General features: G+C 39.8%; 20 protein-coding genes, 1 tRNA gene and 2 CRISPR repeat arrays. Of the genes, 16 read left to right on the top strand and 5 right to left on the bottom strand.

Going from position 1 to position 20,588, the window contains the following annotated elements; translation table 11 throughout:
* Positions 1–101: 101 nt before the first annotated feature.
* From H6G69_RS05385 to H6G69_RS05370, 4 genes are all read left to right on the top strand, one after another.
* Positions 102–542 carry a hypothetical protein gene (locus tag H6G69_RS05385; RefSeq protein ID WP_190682733.1) on the top strand — a complete coding sequence of 147 codons (441 nt, stop codon included), beginning with the start codon at positions 102–104 and terminating at the stop codon, positions 540–542.
* 3 nt (positions 543–545) lie between these two features.
* Positions 546–872 (top strand): hypothetical protein, encoded by a 327-nt coding sequence (locus tag H6G69_RS05380; protein WP_190682730.1) that lies wholly within the window; start codon positions 546–548, stop codon positions 870–872.
* Entirely contained in the window at positions 853–1,380 is a 528-nt protein-coding gene (locus H6G69_RS05375; protein ID WP_190682727.1) for a hypothetical protein, read from the top strand. Before H6G69_RS05380 ends, H6G69_RS05375 begins: the two co-directional genes overlap by 20 nt.
* 126 nt (positions 1,381–1,506) lie before the next feature.
* Positions 1,507–2,205 (top strand): CRISPR-associated protein, encoded by a 699-nt coding sequence (locus tag H6G69_RS05370; RefSeq protein ID WP_190682724.1) that lies wholly within the window; start codon positions 1,507–1,509, stop codon positions 2,203–2,205.
* A 253-nt stretch (positions 2,206–2,458) separates the two neighbouring features.
* Positions 2,459–3,483: direct repeats of the CRISPR family, unit length 36 nt; unit sequence CCCTACCGATTGGGCTAAATCGGAATAGTTGGAAAC.
* A gap of 687 nt (positions 3,484–4,170) precedes the next feature.
* On the opposite strand, the gene H6G69_RS05365 is transcribed toward H6G69_RS05370, so the two are convergent.
* Both H6G69_RS05365 and H6G69_RS05360 read right to left on the bottom strand, forming a co-directional pair.
* The gene (locus H6G69_RS05365; RefSeq protein WP_190682721.1) at positions 4,171–4,545 is read right to left on the bottom strand and encodes a hypothetical protein; all 375 of its coding nucleotides are present in this window, start codon (positions 4,543–4,545) and stop codon (positions 4,171–4,173) included.
* Positions 4,542–4,874 carry a DUF5674 family protein gene (locus H6G69_RS05360; protein ID WP_190682717.1) on the bottom strand — a complete coding sequence of 111 codons (333 nt, stop codon included), beginning with the start codon at positions 4,872–4,874 and terminating at the stop codon, positions 4,542–4,544. The genes H6G69_RS05365 and H6G69_RS05360 overlap by 4 nt, the downstream gene beginning before the upstream one ends.
* Positions 4,875–4,981: 107 nt before the next feature.
* Here H6G69_RS05360 and H6G69_RS05355 point away from each other — a divergent pair, with 107 nt between their 5' ends.
* From H6G69_RS05355 to H6G69_RS05305, 11 genes are all read left to right on the top strand, one after another.
* Positions 4,982–5,296, top strand: a complete 315-nt coding sequence (locus tag H6G69_RS05355) for a hypothetical protein (RefSeq protein ID WP_190682714.1) — start codon at positions 4,982–4,984, stop codon at positions 5,294–5,296.
* 140 nt (positions 5,297–5,436) lie between these two features.
* Positions 5,437–5,706 carry a hypothetical protein gene (locus tag H6G69_RS05350; RefSeq protein ID WP_190682711.1) on the top strand — a complete coding sequence of 90 codons (270 nt, stop codon included), beginning with the start codon at positions 5,437–5,439 and terminating at the stop codon, positions 5,704–5,706.
* A 157-nt stretch (positions 5,707–5,863) separates the two neighbouring features.
* A complete protein-coding gene (locus tag H6G69_RS05345) occupies positions 5,864–7,882 on the top strand; it encodes a type III-B CRISPR-associated protein Cas10/Cmr2 (protein WP_190682709.1) in 2,019 nt (672 codons plus the stop codon).
* Positions 7,870–8,970, top strand: coding sequence for a type III-B CRISPR module-associated Cmr3 family protein (locus tag H6G69_RS05340; protein WP_190682706.1), 1,101 nt, complete (start codon positions 7,870–7,872; stop codon positions 8,968–8,970). The genes H6G69_RS05345 and H6G69_RS05340 overlap by 13 nt, the downstream gene beginning before the upstream one ends.
* 175 nt (positions 8,971–9,145) lie before the next feature.
* Complete coding sequence (locus H6G69_RS05335; protein WP_190682704.1) at positions 9,146–9,955, top strand: RAMP superfamily CRISPR-associated protein; 810 nt, start codon at positions 9,146–9,148, stop codon at positions 9,953–9,955.
* Positions 9,955–10,359, top strand: coding sequence for a hypothetical protein (locus H6G69_RS05330; protein ID WP_190682700.1), 405 nt, complete (start codon positions 9,955–9,957; stop codon positions 10,357–10,359). Before H6G69_RS05335 ends, H6G69_RS05330 begins: the two co-directional genes overlap by 1 nt.
* The gene (locus tag H6G69_RS05325; protein ID WP_190682698.1) at positions 10,356–12,056 is read left to right on the top strand and encodes an RAMP superfamily protein; all 1,701 of its coding nucleotides are present in this window, start codon (positions 10,356–10,358) and stop codon (positions 12,054–12,056) included. Before H6G69_RS05330 ends, H6G69_RS05325 begins: the two co-directional genes overlap by 4 nt.
* A 377-nt stretch (positions 12,057–12,433) precedes the next feature.
* Positions 12,434–12,934 (top strand): PH domain-containing protein, encoded by a 501-nt coding sequence (locus tag H6G69_RS05320; protein WP_190682695.1) that lies wholly within the window; start codon positions 12,434–12,436, stop codon positions 12,932–12,934.
* Between the two features lie 154 nt (positions 12,935–13,088).
* Positions 13,089–13,301, top strand: a complete 213-nt coding sequence (locus H6G69_RS05315) for a hypothetical protein (RefSeq protein ID WP_190682693.1) — start codon at positions 13,089–13,091, stop codon at positions 13,299–13,301.
* A 488-nt stretch (positions 13,302–13,789) separates the two neighbouring features.
* Positions 13,790–14,065, top strand: coding sequence for a toxin HicA (locus tag H6G69_RS05310; protein ID WP_190682689.1), 276 nt, complete (start codon positions 13,790–13,792; stop codon positions 14,063–14,065).
* Entirely contained in the window at positions 14,052–14,378 is a 327-nt protein-coding gene (locus H6G69_RS05305; RefSeq protein WP_190682686.1) for a type II toxin-antitoxin system HicB family antitoxin, read from the top strand. Before H6G69_RS05310 ends, H6G69_RS05305 begins: the two co-directional genes overlap by 14 nt.
* 83 nt (positions 14,379–14,461) lie before the next feature.
* A CRISPR array of direct repeats spans positions 14,462–15,490; the repeat unit is 36 nt; unit sequence GTTTCCAACTATTCCGATTTAACCCAATCGGTAGGG.
* 1,093 nt (positions 15,491–16,583) lie between these two features.
* Here the strand turns inward: H6G69_RS05305 and H6G69_RS05300 are convergent.
* The 3 genes from H6G69_RS05300 to H6G69_RS05290 form a co-directional block, all read right to left on the bottom strand.
* Positions 16,584–17,738 (bottom strand): Arm DNA-binding domain-containing protein, encoded by a 1,155-nt coding sequence (locus tag H6G69_RS05300; RefSeq protein ID WP_190682683.1) that lies wholly within the window; start codon positions 17,736–17,738, stop codon positions 16,584–16,586.
* A gap of 185 nt (positions 17,739–17,923) precedes the next feature.
* Positions 17,924–17,996: transfer RNA gene (locus tag H6G69_RS05295), tRNA-Phe, on the bottom strand.
* A 77-nt stretch (positions 17,997–18,073) separates the two neighbouring features.
* The gene (locus tag H6G69_RS05290; RefSeq protein WP_190682680.1) at positions 18,074–18,943 is read right to left on the bottom strand and encodes a metal ABC transporter permease; all 870 of its coding nucleotides are present in this window, start codon (positions 18,941–18,943) and stop codon (positions 18,074–18,076) included.
* A gap of 297 nt (positions 18,944–19,240) precedes the next feature.
* Here H6G69_RS05290 and H6G69_RS05285 point away from each other — a divergent pair, with 297 nt between their 5' ends.
* Positions 19,241–20,587, top strand: a complete 1,347-nt coding sequence (locus H6G69_RS05285) for a GTPase family protein (RefSeq protein WP_190682678.1) — start codon at positions 19,241–19,243, stop codon at positions 20,585–20,587.
* Position 20,588: the final 1 nt, after the last annotated feature.

Raw genomic sequence — 20,588 nt, 5'->3', positions numbered from 1 at the left:
TTGAGTCATCTTCAGATGACTTGCGCTATGAGACTCGGAATTCATTCCGAGGCGGGACTCAACGAACATTTGTGTGTACACCGTAGCTACAGGGACAGAAGATGATACCAGAAATTCACCCACAACGCAAAGATAGAATTGAACGCTGGCTGAAAATTTTACCCCGAATATTGCTCAGAATGCCAGACTACGATCGCGCCTATATGATGGCAGCAATTCAGGAATATGCCAAACACAACTTAGCTAAATCTCAAATTACCAAATATGATGCTATCCGCTCTCGCCGTTTATCGCGTAATCAACGGCAAATTACACAATTTATTGTCATAATTGCTGGTTCTTTAACTTTTTCTATTGCTCCTCAACTACTTGCTAAACAAGCCGGAAGAGGCCCTATGGCGATATCAGCAGGTTTAGTAGGTGGCGGATTAGCGAGTTTTTATGCTCATGCTAATGCCACAAAAGTGCTAACAGGAATTAAGCTCAAACAGAATACACAAAAAACTCGCGCAGCAATTCTAGATAATAAAAACAAAGGATAATTTATGTTACAAGATGACTTTAATTATTGTGAAGATAACCCTCAAGATGTTTATCTGCAAACCCAAATTAATACACTCAATGATTTAGAAGGAATTCATGAGTATCAACCGGACAAATCCGCATTAGTGATTAGTGTAGCTCTCAGTGTGATTGAGACTGTAATTGCCTTTACTATGATTGCTCCGGCTGGGATTTTTATTGCGTCAATGGTGTCTCTATTCCCTGTAGTGTTGCTATGGGCGATCGCTAACCATCATGCCGAAAAAGTAGAACTACCAGAAGCTTACGATGAATTAGTAGAAAAATATCATGAAACAGTTCAAAAATAATACTTTGGAAGATTTATTTACAATTGCAATAATTCCTGATGAGCAAGATTATCAAGAACAGATGATTGATGCTCATCTCAAGTGGATTTGTGAAAATGACCCCCACAGTCCTCTCAAAAACTTTAAGATGGTTGATTACCAAAGTGAGATAGATTTTTTATTATCTCGTCAGCAAGAATTAGAACAAGAAAGAGATTGGCGCATTCATCAGCGAATGCTTCAGTTACAAGCAGAAGTGCAGAATATTCAAAACACTGAACCGCCAGAGTCTGCTCCACGCTTAGTCGGGCCAGATTATGTTATACAGGACAGAATCGAGAAATATCAACAGCAAGAAATCAATACACAAAAGGCTAGATGTCATGAGGAAATTCAATTAATTGCAGGCAGATATAACAGCCTTAAACAGCAGTGTGAAGAACGTATTAATCAAGCCCGTGCTAATTATCAAGAATCTTTACGTATCTGGCAAGAAGAACGTGGTTGGGGGCTAGGAAATTCTGGATAAAAAACATCCTATTATCAATTATAAATATAGAACTGATGTTAATTTTTTGAAAAAAATACCTATATTCAAACTTCCTTGTTTTCTACTCCCTATTCTCTACTCACTACTCCCTGATTAATATTCACTATGCAAAACAATTTTTCTAAAGCAGCTAAGATATTTTTTAACCCAGAAACTTTAATTCCCTTCATTATCGGCACAATGTTTTTATCTGTGCTGGGTAATGCACTTACTCAAATTTTATTTAACATTTTTGGTGAGACTACAAACGCCTCTGTGGGAATTGCTTTGGGTTCTGTATTGATTTTTATTTTCTCGGTGTGGTTTTTGGCTAAGTCATTGGCTAAAATGCGATCGCCTGAAGTTGATTTAGGCAAGTTACCACCCAAAAAGCACAAAGGACTCTTGTTATTAGTCAGCCGAGATGAACCTTGTCGCAAAGCCATAGAATATCATTTGCCACAATTAGAATGTTGCTGGTTGATTTGTTCTACCCAGTCAATTGATATTGCCAAAAAGTTAAAACAAGACTTTTCTAAATTAAAAATTTCTGAACCAATCGTAGTTAACGATATCTACGACCCTTTAGAGTTTTATCACTTTGTGCGAAAAATTTATAAAAGCCTGCCCTCTGGATGGACAATAGAAGATGCGATCGCAGATTTTACAGGGATGACAGCCCAAGCGAGTGTCGGTATGGTACTTGCTTCGTTGTCGGTACAAAGTCCATTACAATACACCCCAGCCGAATTACAAGATGGACAAGTAACAGGACGTTCTTTTAACCCAATTGAAATTACTCTCAAGCAGCAGTTCCGCAAATAGATTAGCTAAATTTTTGTATAATTACTGTTATATCTAGGTTTGAGGCGTTTTCACAGAGTTTTTTATTGTTCATCGACACACCTCGCCAAATCGCCGAAACCCTATATTTTTCGTTGAGGTGCGTCGATTGCTTACAGGGCAAGGGTTTGAGGTATGTGTTTTGGTCGATTTTCACTGATGATTTATAATGATTTTAGAGATGCGTCGATTTGGCGGCTGAAACCCTTACAGGGTAAAGCCTCCTAGACGAACTCCCTACCGATTGGGCTAAATCGGAATAGTTGGAAACGATAGACAAGCTCCTGATTCAATTTTGCAAACTGCCCTACCGATTGGGCTAAATCGGAATAGTTGGAAACCACAACCCACAACTTCCTTAATTTTTTTAACCCTACCGATTGGGCTAAATCGGAATAGTTGGAAACTTTGACAACCCTTCAAGATTATTGTTATTCAATTGAACCCTACCGATTGGGCTAAATCGGAATAGTTGGAAACAAGCATTTTGTCTTTTGGACAAACGCTTTTTAGTTTTCCCTACCGATTGGGCTAAATCGGAATAGTTGGAAACCCGTATGGTAAACAAGAGAATATTCCTTCAAAAACAGGACCCTACCGATTGGGCTAAATCGGAATAGTTGGAAACAGTTCTTGCTCTTCAACGTTGCTCTCCTCAACTACCCTACCGATTGGGCTAAATCGGAATAGTTGGAAACACGACGTAATCGCCGTGCTGGCTGCAACCGACAGACCCTACCGATTGGGCTAAATCGGAATAGTTGGAAACACTGTATTATCGTAATACAGATTAAAAATGATCCCTACCGATTGGGCTAAATCGGAATAGTTGGAAACTGTATCAAAGTCAATTGTCACTTTCATGTGGTATCCCTACCGATTGGGCTAAATCGGAATAGTTGGAAACGAGATATCTTCTCCCGGAACATGTTCCTGGAGTTGACCTACCGATTGGGTCAAATCGGAATTATTGGAAACGGTATATTGATCTAGCTAACAGACTTACTTCCCTATCCCTACCGATTGGGTCAAATCGGAATTATTGGAAACCGGAGACGAGCAACTTTTTCCTCGTAGCTTAACCCTACCGATTGGGTCAAATCGGAATTATTGGAAACTTCAGTCCGCTAAGGGCATTAAGAGCTACGATACCCCTACCGATTGGGTTAAATCGGAATAGTTGGAAACGATTTAGTCTCAAAGTCTCTGTAAAAGTCAACCAAACCCTACCGATTGGGCTAAATCGGTAGGGTTTGCAACTCAAAACTAGAAGCTTAAATTTTCTAGTTTTGATAACTAAAAAAGACTCGTACTATGGTAAAGATTTTAGCTGAGGTATTAATTCATTTGACGAAGTGTTAATTCAGCAGAAATCTATATACTAAATTTACGAAAAATTATTTTGTTTTTCTTTATTCACATCTTGCATCAAGCGACTGAAGTCGCAGCTACACAGACAAAACCTGCCTATCGCGCTTGCGCTGCGCTTGACGCACCACGCAGGTTCCCAATCCTTGATTTTAGTTAGTCCGCGTAGGCGGACTTCGTTTGTATAGCCGCGAATTCCATTCGCTAGGGCTAGGTGCAAGATATGTGTTTACATAAATTTCATTGAATTAAAAAGCTGATACTGAAAGCAGGAATGATTTGGTGTTTTAATTGTTCAATTTTAATACCGTCTCATCCTGCTATTCAGTATTTGTTGGTTAAACGTCTAACAGGTACGCCTGATTACTGCGTTTAGTTTTCAACTATTCCGATTTAACCCAATCGGTAGGGTTGAATCTGAATCAAAGATGTTTGATTCTCTTATTTAAGATTAACTTAAATTGCGACTTAATGAGTTTTATTATTTGAGTATTTCATTTTAAGTTACATATATTTCTCATAGTCAACTTTCAACTCAAATTTATTCTAAATTACAAACATCGCTTTATTTACATCTAACTACGCACTCAGCGATTCCGGTTCTCTGCCAGAAATTTCTAAAACCCGACGCAACCAATCTTGGGTTTGCCTAGCCGCAGATTGCCTTTGTTCAGTATCAAACCAAATATTATCCCAATGGAATAGCCAACGAGTCAGAAGACGAACTAAATCAACTAATTCTGCGGCTCGGTCAATATCATCTGCCTTGACCATATCTGGTACAGTCCATTCAATAAAATATCGGCTTTCATTGACCAAAGCAAGTATCACATCTGCGGATGATGCTTGAGTCCACAAACATTGAATTTGTGACAAGTGTCCAGCAAGATGATGTAACCGGGTAGGAACATCATCTTGCATAAAAATTTGCTGTTGTGGTGTCACTTCGATCATAGGTTTCCCAGGAACTCAATAATAATTTGCCCTACTCTTTCTTTAATATTAGGATCTAAAATCTCCATTGAACGGTTTTGGCGAGGACGGAGATTGACCATAGACTCATAGATGATTTTCCCAGTTAAAGGCATAAAACTGGCAGCCCAAATGTCTTGTTGCCTGCTGCCGTCATCTAGTAACTTTTCTTCGCAATCAGCGTGCAAACCACCACCACCAACCAACACTCGACGCTCAATATCAATTGCGGTTTTGATATAAAACTTATGCTGTTTTAACATTTGTTCAAGTTGTTCAGGCGTAGCGCGATCACGTAACAGCAGAATCATCCAAATTACAACCTCTATACATAGTTTATATGTGCCTAGCGATTTATTCCCATTTTATGACTAGCTGTGGTATACAAAGAATATCGTCCAAAAACGAGGAATTTTTTATGGCTTTGATCATATCAAATGCTCCAAGGGGTAATCCAACCTTGATAATTAAACGATTAACTGCTACACCTGAAAAGCTTGTTTTAAACATATACAGCAAGCCTCAGCCACAAACAGCAAGAACGCAACAGTATCGAATCATACTTTTTAACAAGTATGGGTTGCAAGTCCAACTCAGAACCAGACAAAACTCCGACTGTGATTTTACGAATCAATTAGTAAAAGAACGCTACAAAAATAAACCAGAAGCGAGAGTTTTCAACAGATTTTCACTAACACGAGCTTTCCGCACATTCTACAAATATCGAGATTAACTTTACGTAACTTGAGGTTGCAAGTTCAACAGCAGTGCGAATCTGTCGCATTTGTTGATGTTTGCATACCTAAGTATTAGTCTTCGTAGCGTTTGAATCTTGGAACTTAGATATTTGCATAGAAAGAGGCGGGAAGCTTTATGAGTTCAACCAAATTGATTTTGTTGGCTGTTTTGATTGTTGTTTGTGTTACATATCATTTAGTAGTCAAAATCAGAAAATTGAGTTTAGCACAGTTTGTAAATGTAACAACTAGTGCATCTGGAGTCATCGCTGGTAGTAGTACAATCTATACACTCATTACTTCACAACAAGTAAGAAGCTTATTGGGTGAAGATGTTGTTATTACCCTCTTTGTCGGTGTTGCGGCTGTCATTTGGGTATCTATACAACAGATGCTCAAGCCTTAAATCATATTTTCGTAAATCAAAAGATACCCGACTTCTTAAAGAAGTCGGGTATCTGAAGGTCAATTATCTGCAATACAAGGGGTAGCTGGAAAGGGTGGCTTCCACCTACCTGCTAGATTATGTGTTACTGAAACATTACTAATTACAATCATCATTAATGACAGATACAATCTATACAGCAATTACATTTGCGCCTGTTCAGGGATTTATCGAAAAATCTCGAAAGTTGCGAGATTTGTATGGTAGTTCTTTTATCTTGTCTTATCTAGCCAGCACCATTTGTCAAAAAGCCAGAGATAAGGGACTTTGGGTGGTGTCTCCAGCTACTATTAATTTGACGCAAGGAACTCCAAATCAAATAGTTATTAAAGGTGACTTTCCCGAAACAGAAGTTAAAGAAGTTTTCTACTCTGCTTGGGATGGAGTTATACAAACTTGTCGCCAATGGATTGAAAATCATGTTCATGATGAATATCATTGGCGAAGAACCTGGAATTTATGGTCAAATTACGCTTGGGAATTTTTTTGGGGACAAGGTAAAACCATTACTGACGCGCGAGGTAATTTAAACGAAATCAAGCGTCGGCGCCATTGGACAGCAATTAACTGGACTGGTGAAAGTTCAACCTTATCTGGTGCAGATGCAATCGCAATTCCCAGTCTAGGTAGTAATCATCCTAAAACCTGGAATTATGAAACTCAAAAAAATGAAATTAAAGCGTTTTACCAGCAATTAAGTTACGAAGTTGGTCATAATTTTATTGAGCATATTAGAAATGAACTCAAGAAAAATAATCCAGAAATACATAACAGGTTAGATGAGAGATACGGACAAGGATTTATTAAATTTGTTGAAGAAAGATTTCCTAGAATTAGTAAGGAAGAACGAGACGAAATAATTCAGGAATATGGTTCAGCGATTATAGACCCTGATGAGGAATTGAGTATTCCCGAACTGATTAAACGTCTGATTACTTTAGAGGCGATCGCATCTCCTATAGGCATTCCAACACAAGAGATTCCTGAAACGTATCGTGATTTAAATCGGCTGAATACAAAGAGAAAAAAAGACAAATTAGAACCTGACAATCGGTGGACTGGCTGGTTTCAAGGTGATGGTGATAAAGCTGGAGATTATCTCAAAGGATTATCAGATATAGAGACTAATAATTTTAGCCTTGCTATGATAACTTGGGGTAAAGACATATTAAAAAAAAGCTTGAATAATACAGGTCGTGGCAGAATAATTTATGCAGGTGGTGATGATTTTTTAGGTGTTTTATATCGCACTCATCCTGACAAAAGATTTCTCGGAAAATTAGTGAAATACTTAAATGATAAAGCAGGAAAATCTGCACCAAAATTAGCAAAAGAAATAACTACTTTCCGACAAGAATTTGACAGTAGAGGTTTACATAAAGACGTAAAACTTTCTGTTGAACTTAGACATGAATTTGCTCAAATCATCAAAGATAATTATAAAAGCGATGGAATTTTAAAAGAAGCACTAGCAGACGCAGGTCTTAATCATCAAGAAGCAGAAATATTGTTTAGAGAACCTGTACTTAAACCTCAAGAATGCCTTGATTGGTTTTATAACTTTAATTCCGCAAGCGAGAACGCCTTATGGAAACAACACAAACAACCAATAGGCGTGAGTGTGGGATTTGTCTGGGCTGCGCCTGGTGTTCCCCAGCGAGAGGTATTACAAAATTGCAGAGATGTAGAGAAAATCGCCAAAAATCAAGGACGCGATCGCCTGGCTATTCGCATCTTGTTTAATGGTGGTAATTATATAGACTGGGCTTGTCCTTGGTGGTGTTTGCAGGAAGTATTGCAAGGATATTGCGATCGCCACGGACAAACAGGCGCAAAAGCCAACTGGGGACATATCTACACAGATGTGGCGTTACTAGAATCCCGTCACGCGTTTAAAGGTGAACAAACTGAGATAGCTTTAGCTTTGTTTAAAATTTACTTTCCTGATGTAAATAAACGCCTCAATCTTAAAGATAACAAAATCCTCTGGAATCAACCTGAAGAAGACAATGAAAAGAAAAAAATTATCTCCTATGGCATTTTAGGAAATAAAAAAGACTGCAAGGATGCCAATGAAGCACTAAATAACTGGGTTATTAATCTTGCAAAAATAGGATTTCAATTATGTCAGTATTAGAAATAGCAGATAGCAATTCTAGCAGTAACTCGACACCAAAATCACTTTTTAAGTATTTAGTAGTCATTGAACCATTAGGTTTTTTATATGGCAGTGCTGGCAGATTTTTATCACCAGACAACTTAGTAGGGCGTTCCGGGACAAGCTTTCCGCCAAGCACAGCCAGCTTATCTGGTTTATTTTCTGCCACTTATACCCAAGAAGAACCTGACGCAGAAAAGCGCAAAGCCAAAATTGAACCTTTACATTTTGCTGGCCCTTTTTGGGCAAAAAGTGATTCTCCACAAAACTTTTATGTGCCGACACCTTTTAATTGTTTAGTTAAGAAAGGAGAATCAGAAATTGCATATCAATTAAGTTGGGATGGTAAAAAATGGCAGAATCAAAATGAAGAATCACCATCAGGTAAATTTGAAAATGGCACTTGGTTAGCGATTAAAGACTGGGATGAAAAAACGTGGATAGGTAAAAAAGTCTGGATTAACAAAAAAAAGAATCGCCGCGTACCTTGGAAATCAGTTCCACAATTGCACCCGCAACTAAGAGAAGATGAACGGCGCGTCAAGATAGATAAACTAGAAGACGGCAGCGAAAGAGGCAGTTTATTTCTCGAAAACGGAGTTCAACTAGACCCCGATTACTGCTTAGTTTATCTCTGCAATGACAAAGTTAATGATGGTTGGTATCGCTTTGGCGGTGAGGGACATCTAGCAGATGTGCGATGTCTGCCATTGGATGAATCCATCAAAAATCTGCTCACACAAGATGTTGGCAAGAGTTTCGCCTTAATTACCCCAGCAATTTGGGGGTCAAATCGCCTCTCAACTCGTTATCCAGAGGCGTGGGATAGCGAACTGTATTTAGATACTTTATTAACCGAACGTCCCAACCCTTTTCGCTATCGACTCGGTGGTGAAGGAAAAACCAAAAGACTATCACGGGGACGATATGCGATTCCGGCGGGAACTGTTTATGTAATGAAAACACCCCTCACAGCTTGGCAAACATGGCCTAATGAATGGTTCCCGAAAGAAGGCCCTTCCTTCAAACGCTGGGGAAGCGGACTAGCACTACCCTTTAACAGTTAGCAGTTATCAGTTATCAGTTAACAGTTATCAGAATAGTAGGTTGGGTGTAGCGATAGCGTAACCCAACAGAGTATGCGTGAATGTTGGGTTCTGTTCCTCCAGCCAACCTACACCTTCACCACACCTTCACCTTCAGCGTTATCAGTTAACAGCTATCAATATGGAGTCATAATCAATGTACCAAAAAGCTTACGGCATAATTGAAACCTTAGCACCTCTGCACGTTGGTGCAAGTGCGGGAGAAGAAACAGGCAATCTTAACTTAATTTTCCGCGACCAATTTACCCAAACTGGGATTATTCCTGGTAGTTCAATTCGTGGTAGGTTTAGGGCAGATATGCGATCGCACGAACCAGGTACAGAAAATACATGGTATGGTCATCAAGCCGTATCAGGACAGGAAGACACTACCACCGAAGCATTAGTTAAGTTTGAATACGCCTCCTTAGTCTGGCTACCTGTTTTCTGTCCTGGTCAACCCATTGTTTGGGTAACTTGTCCCTGGTTACTCAAACGTTACAAGCAAATTACTGGCATCACTGCAACTCTACCAGACCCTTACACAGCACCCAAAGCTTTGCAAGGTCGTCAAGTTGACACCAACCGTAAAATTTTGTTTTTTAACTTAGGCTTTATCGAAATCGAACATGAAGCAGACCTCTCAGCTTGGATACCAACCGGATCTAATTTGGAGCCAAACAACTTAGTTGTAGTCGATAACAATGATATTGCCATGCTGCACGATATGGCACTTTATCGCCAAAGCCGAGTCAAACTTGCCGACAACGAAAAGAAAGTAGAAGGCGGTGCATTTTTTAACGTCGAAGCATTACCAGAAGGAAGTATTTTAATTTTCCCAATTGCTGTGAAACAAACAGGTTGGCAACCTTTTGGAAAAGATGCGTCTGATGAACTTTATTTTGGTGGGCTAGAGTCAATTGGTTTTGGTCGTTGTCAAGTTACTTTAGGGGGAGCATATAAATAATGGCTTGGAAATCTTACGAACTAGACCGAATAGCGCGACAATTGGTAATAGATGCCAAAAAGCGAGATGAAAAATCTCTCAACCAATCTTACAAAATGCGGATGTCTGTTGCTTACGGGTTGGAACGTTTTTGGGGAGAACATCTGCGTTTAAAAGCTAAAGAACCGGAGAAAGCTGAATATTGGAAAGCAACCTGGAATGCTTTAGCAGCAATTATGAAAAAAGCTGGAGTCGAAATTCCCAATGATGCTGTCAACCTCAATAATGTTGAGCAGATTCAAACAATGTCTGATAAACTCTGGCAACTCCACATCAATGACCAACGGGTAGCATTAGCAGTGTTGACGCAACTATGTGACTGTATTGTTTGGTGGACGCAACGATATAAAGGGGAAAAATCATGACAGTCATTCCCGATCCTGCGAAAAAAGTGCCGATGATGTTTCGGGCGCAGATTAATGGACGTTGCCAAATTCAAAGGCTGGTTCCTGGCGCGGAAGAACAAGACGCTACACGTTGGGCTGATGAATGGGTAGACAAAGCTTATCCCAACCTTCCTGAACCTGGGGCTGAAGTTCAAACTCGGACTTACACTTTAACTTGGCGATTTATTACCAATAGCGGTCAAGATGAGGGTGTAATTCGCCCGGTGATTGGCGCGAGGGGCTGGCCGTTTTATCCCGGTAGCAGTATGAAGGGGATTTTTCGTCGCGCTTGCACCAAGGAACAAGCAGCATTGTACTGCGGCACAATTTCGGCTGATGGAGAATTGCAACCAGGAATTTTACGTTTTCATGGTGGTTATCCTACTGATACCGCCTGGACGGAAAATTTAGTAGACATTGTGCATCCGCAGCAGAATTGGCAAGTTGGGACTAAGGAAGGAAATAAACCATCAAGTGCGTTTATCCAAATTTCTTTGTATAAACCAGAACTGCAATTCGGCATTTCTAGTAACACCCCTTTGAAAGATTCAGAATGGCAGACAGTCTGGGAGATATGGGAAAAGGCACTTTCTACAGGGATTGGTTGTCGTGTGTCTGCTGGCTACGGGCAACCAGAACAACACAAGGGCAATATTCTTTACCAAGCACGCATCAAAGGCCAGGGACAAGCAGCGAAGTTAATTGATGGCACAGGAGAGTTTCGCGCTAATATTTTTCGGGCTGGTTTGCGGGGTCATGCTTTGCGAATTTTTGGCGGCTTGACGAATGCAGACATGGCAGAGCAAATTGTCAACAATTTGTTTGGTAGTGTCCAAGGTAAGGGCAATATCGGGCTTTTGGGGATGAGTTTTCGAGATTCTCACTTAGAGATAGACAGCTTTGGCCGAGGTTCTTACGCCCAACCGACTTATAATGTTGAGGGTGAATTAGTTTGGTTACTGGCTAGTCAACTAGCTAATTCTCAACAAGAAGAAGCGTTGAAAAAACTGGTGGCGGATTTAACGCGGTTCGCTATTGTGTTGGGTGGTTTTGGCAAATCTTGGCGACGGGCAGATCATCGCCTATTTTATGAAGAATACTACGAAGCGGGATACAAACCGCTAATTGGTTGTCACTGGCAATGGTTGGGAGAGCGATCGCTCATTCGAGATGTGCAAGTGCGTAAACTAGAGCAAGTAGGCGAATTTATCGATAAAGTGCGGCAAACAGCCCAAGATTGGATGCAGTTACAAAGCATCACCCCCAACCCCAAACAACCAGCCGCTTGGCGCGAAGCATGGCATCCCCAAAACGTGCAAGTATGGGGACGACAAGCCAATGACAAAGAAGACAGTGAAGCTATTTTTTGGCTGCATGGCCCTTACCAAGAAGCAATTTCGAGAACGCAGCCAGAAGGTTCAATTTACCGTTCGTCAATTACCGGACAGATGGGGCAAATCGGTAGACTTTGGCATCGAATGTATCCGCTTGTTCGTTTAGTCAAAGATCCTAAAAATCCTAACAAGCCTATACCCAAAACCACCGCAGGTTATTTAGAACTGCTGACGCTGTTTCCCGATGATTCACCTGAATCAAAACAGTTTGTCAAGTTTCTGAATTCTCAACAAAATCAAGCCAAAGGTTTTCAGAAACTCTGGCCGCGATCTCCTTTATAAAATTACGCAAATTAGATTAACCTCTCCCCAACCCATCTCCGAAGCGGCTACGGTGTACACACAAGTCGAAAATAATCTGTATTAAAGCCTATCCCGCCTTGAACTAAAGTTCCAGGCTCATAGCGAAAGTCCACAAAGCGTGGACTGGAATGAGTTTTTTGTTTAGTCCTCTTCAGAGGACTTGCGCTGTGAGACTCGGAATTTATTCCGAGGCGGGACAGATGCACTCAACCGAGATTTGTTTGTACACCATAGCCTTTTAGGGGAGAGGTTTGGAAAGGGGTTTTTAAATCCGTCGAACTCAGTTAAATTCTTTGGAATTTCCGCTTTCCACCGCTATGTCATACTCCAATTGTCATCATAAATTTGGAGGATATATGGTGAAGAAAGTCAATAAAGGCAACATGATTTTATCAGCAGCAGAGGAGGGAATTTTAAACTTTCATCCCTCCTTATTTAAAATAGTCGCTGATAATTTTTTCTGGAACTTGCTGCTCATTCTGTTGATTTGGACAATTCTACCCCTGCCTTATTTTTATTGGCAATATCTTCAAGTTCGTTCCACAGGTTATATCTTAACTAATCAACGACTCATTACTAAAAATGGTGTGTTTTTAAAAGAGGTGAATTTTCTAGAACTTTATCGAGTGCTGGATATTAAAGTAGAAAGAAATTTACTATACCAGTTATACGATTTAGTAAGAACTTGGTGCGGTAAAAGACCACTCTTGTTAGGAGATATTCACATTTTTTCTAGTGATTATTCTCATACTAAACTTTTCCTTTTGGCTATTCCTAACGCTTTGGGCGTGGCTGAGAAAATTAGAAAAGCCTTCAATGATGATAAAGATATTAAACGGGTGCTACGGCGAGATTAAGTTTGGTTAATTGCCAATATTAATAATTCCTCCCCTTCCCTCGTAGGGGAGCCAGTGCGTTGCGGGGGTTCCCCCCGTTGTAGCAACTGGCGTAAGGGGCTGGGGGTTAGGTTTAAGAGCAAGATTTACACCAATATTATGAAAAGAATAAACAATGCAAATCGATACATCTTTTGGTTTTGATTATAGCCGTGAATCTAGCACCGAAGAAAGCTTACAACGCATTGAAGAACAATGTGACAGAGAAACAGAAGAATATCTTTGGGGTGCTTATACATTTGAAAAAGTAGATTGTCCTGAACCTGAAGTAGATAATGAAGAATTAGATACAGATGATGATGATAATTTTGATGACGATGATGAATAATTTTGACAAAATTTTGTTAGAGAAATTATGTGGGCGATCGCACCCTAATATTTCACCCTAATATCACACCCCGTACCCTTTCACCCCTTCACCCAGTCTATCTGTCCCGCCTCGGAATCAATTCCGAGTCTCATAGCGCAAGTCATCTGAAGATGACTCAACCAAAAATGTCTTCCAGTCCACTTAAGTGGACTTTGGCTATCAGCCTGGAACTTTAGTTCTAGGCGGGATGGGTTTCATAGTGCCTATTTTCGACTTGTGTATACACCGTAGCCTTTCCACGAGAGGATTAAGGGGGGTAATTGGCTTTTATATGCGTCTTCATATTAAATTGGTATAAATAATTTTTTTTCCTTAAATGATAATAATTTTATTGACATAGGATTAATAGTGATACTATGATTAGGTTAAATAAACTCCAAATTGTGTTTATAATATGTCATTTTTGTAAGTAATTTTACTTATTTGGCATAGACTTGGTATGGTATATGCCAAAAACTGAAAAACTTCTTGCTCAGATTAAAAACAACCCTAAAGATGTAAACTTTAGCGATTTAGTTAAAATCTGCAATCATTATTTTGGGAATCCAAGGCAAGAAGGAAGTCATTCTATTTACAAAACTCCTTGGCCTGGAGATCCGCGCGTCAACATTCAAGAGAAGAATGGAAAAGCTAAGGTTTACCAAGTCAGACAAGTTTTGGAAGCGATAAGCAAATTGGAAGCGGCTAATAAGATTGAGGACATAGAAAATGAAGAACTATGACCACTACACTTATAAAGTTACTTGGTCGGCTGAAGATCAAGAATACGTGGGTTTGTGTGCCGAATTTCCTAGCTTATCTTATCTTGATGAGGATAAAATAGCTGCATTTCAAGGTATTGAATCTTTAGTTAAAGCAGTAGTAGCTGATATGGAAGCTAACGGCGAGTCTATTCCCGAACCTATTGCAGAAAAAGACTATAGCGGCAAATTTCAAGTTCGTATTCCGCCAGAACTTCATCGTAAGCTTGCTATTGAAGCTGCTGAGGAAAAAATTAGCTTGAATCGCTATGTAAATTTAAAGCTTGCTTCTTAATTATTCTTTCGTATTTCTTAGTAATAAACACTGTCAAACCTTTTAAAAAGTTAGGTCGGACAGTGTTTAATTTTTTTACAAGTGTTTCCAACTATTCCGATTTAACCCAATCGGTAGGGTAGAACAAGATCTCAAGATTTCCTACGAAAATAACTTTGTTTCCAACTATTCCGATTTAACCCAATCGGTAGGGGCCTCAAGGAAAACTTTTCGTGGTAACCGCCGTGTTTCCAACTATTCCGATTTAACCCAATCGGTAGGGTACTCGCAAAAATCTTGATAACGCACACGGAAGTTTCCAACTATTCCGATTTAACCCAATCGGTAGGGTTAAACATAACCGCCGTCAGTGAGATTAAAAGTTTCCAACTATTCCGATTTAACCCAATCGGTAGGGTTGGGCATTTTTTGCCTACTCACTGACAGTAATCGTTTCCAACTATTCCGATTTAACCCAATCGGTAGGGCCTACCGGAAACGTTTTAAACGTTGCCGGAAAAATGTTTCCAACTATTCCGATTTAACCCAATCGGTAGGGGAGGCGATAATTGTCGCGTGGTTGATTTGTAGTGAAGTTTCCAACTATTCCGATTTAACCCAATCGGTAGGGATTGGACAAAGTCAAAAGGTGGAAACTTCCACCGCTTGTTTCCAACTATTCCGATTTAACCCAATCGGTAGGGAAAAACCAGCCCACCCCAAGCATTTTTAATGCAAGGTTTCCAACTATTCCGATTTAACCCAATCGGTAGGGTTTCATTATGTTTGTAATAGTTGTGTTAAACGTAGTAATGTTTCCAACTATTCCGATTTAACCCAATCGGTAGGGAAATCGCGCAAGCGGTTTTCCACTCACCCCCTCGTTTCCAACTATTCCGATTTAACCCAATCGGTAGGGGCGTGGGGTGAACAAGCAAGCTCCTGCACCCGAAGTTTCCAACTATTCCGATTTAACCCAATCGGTAGGGTAGCTGCGATTGTTTGCTGGGCTGTCCTAAGCTACCGTTTCCAACTATTCCGATTTAACCCAATCGGTAGGGAAGTCGTCGCGAGATTCGCCACGATTATGTACCAAGGTTTCCAACTATTCCGATTTAACCCAATCGGTAGGGAGTTCGTCTAGGAGCCTTTACCCAGTAAGGATTTTAGCCGCCAAATCGACACCACTAATTCTACCATCACTTTCTTAGATAAAAACAGACCAAAATACATATCTCAAACCCTTACCCTGTAAGCAATCGACACCACTCAACGAAAAATAAGGGTTTTGGCGATTCTGGGAGTGGTGTCGATGAACTTGTGAAAATGCCTGCTGATTTGTTCAAGTGTATATGGTGCAATACTTTGACTCAATTTAGACATTTTCCACAGTAATCTTTACAAAATCTGCTCAGGATGATGATCGCTATTTTGATCTGTAATAAACTAATTTTGCCTCAGTGTGGTTAAAATCCAAATGAAAGAGGATAAGCGATCGCTTGATTTAATTTTGAATAAAAATAATACTGTTATATAGCAGTCGAAGTTCCAACTGTGTTTTAACCAACTCAAAACAGTTTACCGATTAACTCAAATTGGAATTATGGGAAACACTTCTACTCACTGTTGTGGCAGTAGACCCCGCCGAAGTTTTCCGATCACCTAAAATCAGAGTTAAGCAGAATATAAAAAGAAACCCGACTTTAAATAAAGTCGGGTTTTTAATAGACCTATCTTTAAAATAAATTTTGTGGGAAGTGGATTAGTTAGGTTGCATCTAAATTATTCGTTTACACTAAGTCATGCTCTTTGAATTATCAGCCTTTAGATTTTCTTTTTTAGAAAGCTATGTTTCTGAAAACTTTGAATAATTTTGGTATTTTCATCCCCAAAACCTTATTTTTGCGTTCAGCCAGAATTAGTGTTTCATCCCAGTTATAGTTCGTGTAACGCCTTCACAGTCAGCTTTTTATCTTTTGTGGACAAGTCTAGTATTCAAAATTTTCCTTGATTACCATCGCTAATTCTACTCAAAATAAGTTGCCTACATTAAACTACACTTCTTTAGATTTTCTTGTTTAGTTTCATAAGGAATAAAGTTATTATATTACAGTAGAATTAATTGATTAACCCCATCAAAATTGATGGGGTTTCTTTTTGGAATTTTAACTTATGCAGCAGAGAAATAAGTGAGACTGTATTAATCAAGCCGTTTTCTTAATCAATTTAGGAAAGGTTTGGAGGTCTAAGGTTGGTAAAGTTAGTCGCACCATAATGATTGTCAATCATCTTGGCAGAAGTTCCTGTCCATCGTCCAATCGCTGTGCTGTTAATATGTGACTCAACACACAAGCTGATAAAGGTATGTCTTGTCTGGTAACTTTTACGATACGGAATGCCACATTTGGCTAAGATTGCTTTCCATGCACGATTAGAGAAGTTATGATGGTCAATAAATTTTCCTTTTGGACTGGTAAAAATTAATGTTTCAGGATTAGGTTGTTCTGGCCTAATGTCATTTAAAATCGCTTTTAGTTCTGAATTAATTGGAAAATCGCGCTTTCTTTGGGTTTTTAGTCCCTCCTTCAAAACTAAGCCATCTTCAGAAACCACAACAGATTCTCGAAACTGAACCACAGTATTTGTAATATGTTTCCACTTCAAAGCAATTGCCTCAGATGGCCTGCATCCAGTAAAAAACAGAAAGCGTACATAGTTCGTGTAATGGCTGTAGTAGCGATCGCCAGCAAAAGTACGAATAATTAAATCCCTTTCTTCTTTACTAAAGGGATTAATATCTTGTTCTTCAGTAGCCCCCTTGGGTGCTTTGATTTTCATAGCAGCAAATGGGTTAGCGTCAATTAGCCCCTCTTCCATTGCCCAATTGCAGCAAGCTTTGAACTGAGTTAAACAACGCTTTGCAGCATCTGGAGTTAAGTTGGCTAAAAGATAATCTCGAATAGCAGATGCTTCATCTAGCGATCGTATTGGTAACTTAGCAATGTGATTTCGATGCTTGGCAAAATCTTTGGCGTAGGTACTAGGACTAACTTGTGGTTTCTTAAATTCGCTATACCTATCCCAAAGTTGGTCTAATTCGGGTTTAGGCTTCTTAATGGGTGTAATGGGTGTAATCGTAGTTAGAGCAGATTGAGGTTGGTACTTCTGTAGAGTTAAGTCCAATCGCTCATAGAGTATATCTTTCTCAATCTCAGATGCCTTGAGTTCAGCTAACTTTCGGTTATTTAGGGTATCTGCTAAACCCGTAGAGATGTAATAACGCTCGCCTCTATATCTAAACCGCAACTGCAACCGACCATTAGAGTTAATGATAGAGACAGAACCCTTAGATGCCCGCCCTGTAGGAGTTTTGGAGAACATAACTTTATAAGGTGTAATTACTCCTCTACTCTATCCCTTTTACACCCAATTTACACCCATTTTTTGTCTAAAGGTATCCAAAAATGCCCAAAATTTTTTTAGGATTTAGAACTGTTTTCTCGATTAATCAGATGTTATAAACCAAAACCCCCTGGAATTTAACGATTTCCAGGGGTTAAATAATATGCCAGGAACGAGACTTGAACTCGTGACACGAGGATTTTCAGTCCTCTGCTCTACCAACTGAGCTATCCCGGCGTGTGCTTTGTTTTGCACCACGATTTATAAATTTAGCAAACAAAATAAGATTATGCAAGGGTTTGTCAAAAATAAATTTAGGCAGTTCTCACACTCAACTTACTTACAATGAAAACAGCTAGAAATAGCACAAACTGAACAAGCACAATACTAGGGCCAGAGGCTAGATTGAAAATCCCAGATACGAGGATGCCTGCAATGCTGCTAGAAGAACCAACAACCACAGACAGCAGCAAAAAGCGGCTAAATTGTTGACTCATAAGTTTAGCTGTAGCGGCAGGAATCACTAAAAAGGCGTTGACTAGCAACACACCAACCGCTTTGATGGCTACGGCAACTGCCAACGAGAGCAAAATTACAAATCCATAGCGGTATATTTCTACAGGAATGCCTTGAACCTTAGCGACATCAAAGTTCAGTGTTAACAAAATCTGTTGTCTGAGGGTGGATAGTAAGAATATACTCCCACCTACAAGTACCAACAAGGTTAAAATCAAGTCTGTAACATCAATAGCAAGAATATCGCCAAATAGCACTGCCATTAAATTACCGCGATATCCTTGAATCAAGCTAGAAAGAATTACGCCGATCGCCAACGCCCCAGAGAGAACTATGCTAAGTATGCTATCGCTACCTAAATCAGTTTTGTCTACAAAGTAAAGCACAATTACGCCAAAAATTAAGGTGAACGGTAGCAGCATCCAAGTGGGGTTTAACTGAAGTAGCACACCCAAAGCCACACCAACTAATGCCGCATGACCAACGGCATGGCTAAAAAAGGATAATTGACGTAATGTCACAAAGCTACCAAGTAATCCACCAAGTATCCCCATTAATACAGCACCTATGAGCGCTCGTTGCATGAAGGGTAATTGTAATAAATCAGCCAAATCCTGCATATTGGTAATGGCTAGCTCTGCGCTCTGGAAATCAGAGTAAAAAATCATAAGCGAGATTTAGTAATAATCCTGTAATACTTGTATATTTATTAACTGTTAAATTTGAGAGCAATCAATTAGGGCATTGAAACAGAATATCAGTATATAAGAAGTTTGAGAGAAGCTCTGTCTTGAGGTATAAAAAATTTTCTAGATTGGTAGATTGTATGAGGGTTAACGCTGCCCTTGGCGTGGAATCATTTAGAATACAAGTGAGCATCATCAAGATTTAAAAATACAAATATAAGTTATGTATCTTGAGCGATCGCTAAAATTAAATTGGAATCTATCTGCTGTTTTCACGCCATGACTGAGCAACACAATACTGATTTGCCATCAGCAGATTATCAATCGAACAACAGCCAACCTTCAGATGTGCCTGCGGAAGGTGCGACAACTCAGCCCAAAAAAGATGACTGGACTAATCGCATTGCTGATGTTTGGCAAAAAGCCACAGCCAGCGTTATGCAGTTTCTACCAGTAGAACAAGTATCTCAAACTGTGGCTGAATGGTATAGTGTCAGCGAAACTCAAATAGCAGAAATTTTAGAAGCTGTACGTGCTGAACTGCCAACCACCGAAGCCCTTTTGATTGGTAAACCCCAAGCTGGCAAGAGTTCGATTGTCCGGGGACTCACAGGCGTTTCCGCAGAAATTGTCGGACAAGGATTTCGCCCCCATACCCAACATACTGAACGCTACATCTATCCTTCTCATGACCTACCATTGCTCGTTTTTACAGATACGGTAGGTTTAGGAGATATTAACCAAGAAACTCAGGCAATTATTCAAGAGTTAGTAGGCGATTTACAACAGTTGAGTCGTGGTGCAAGAGTTTTTATTCTCACTGTCAAAATTAATGATTTTGCTACAGAAGCATTACGACAAATTGCCCAAAAGCTACGTCAGCAATATCCAGATATTCCCTGTTTACTTGCAGTTACTTGCTTACACGAACTTTATCCGCCTGATGTTGCAGATCATTCAGCTTATCCGCCAGTGTATGGAGAAGTTCAACGAGCTTTTGCAGAAATACAACAAGCTTTTACAGGATTATACGATCGCGCTGTTTTGATTGACTTCACCTTAGAAGAAGATGGTTTTAACCCCGTATTTTATGGCTTAGAAGCATTTAGAGACTCTTTAGCAGAACTTTTACCAGAAGCCGAAGCTCGAGCTATTCATCAGTTATTAGAACAGGGTGTAGGTAAACAAATTGGTAACATTTACCGTGATGCGGGACGGCGTTATATGCTGACATTTTCTATCATGGCAGCAACTTTGGCAGCTATTCCCTTGCCCTTTGCAACCATGCCAGTGTTAACGACATTGCAAGTATCAATGGTAGGCCTTTTAGGAAAATTATACGGGCAAACCATCACCCCATCGCAAGCAGGTGGAATTGTCAGTGCGATCGCTGGCGGATTTTTAGCCCAAGCCGTTGGACGAGAGTTAGTTAAATTTATACCAGGATTTGGCAGTGCGATCGCTGCTTCTTGGGCAGCTGCTTATACTTGGTCACTAGGTGAAGCCGCCTGTGTTTATTTTGGTGATTTGATGGGTGGAAAGAAACCTGACTCGCAAAAAATCCAAGCCGTCATGCAACAGGAATTTCAAGCAGCAAAAGAACGGTTTAAAGGAATTAAGCGTTGAT

The sequence above is a fragment of the Nostoc sp. FACHB-110 genome (genome assembly GCF_014697425.1).
Classification (GTDB): Bacteria; Cyanobacteriota; Cyanobacteriia; order Cyanobacteriales; family Nostocaceae; genus Nostoc_B.
The sequence above is the reverse complement of the archived record's forward strand: the minus strand, read 5'-3'. Positions and strand labels throughout refer to the sequence as shown.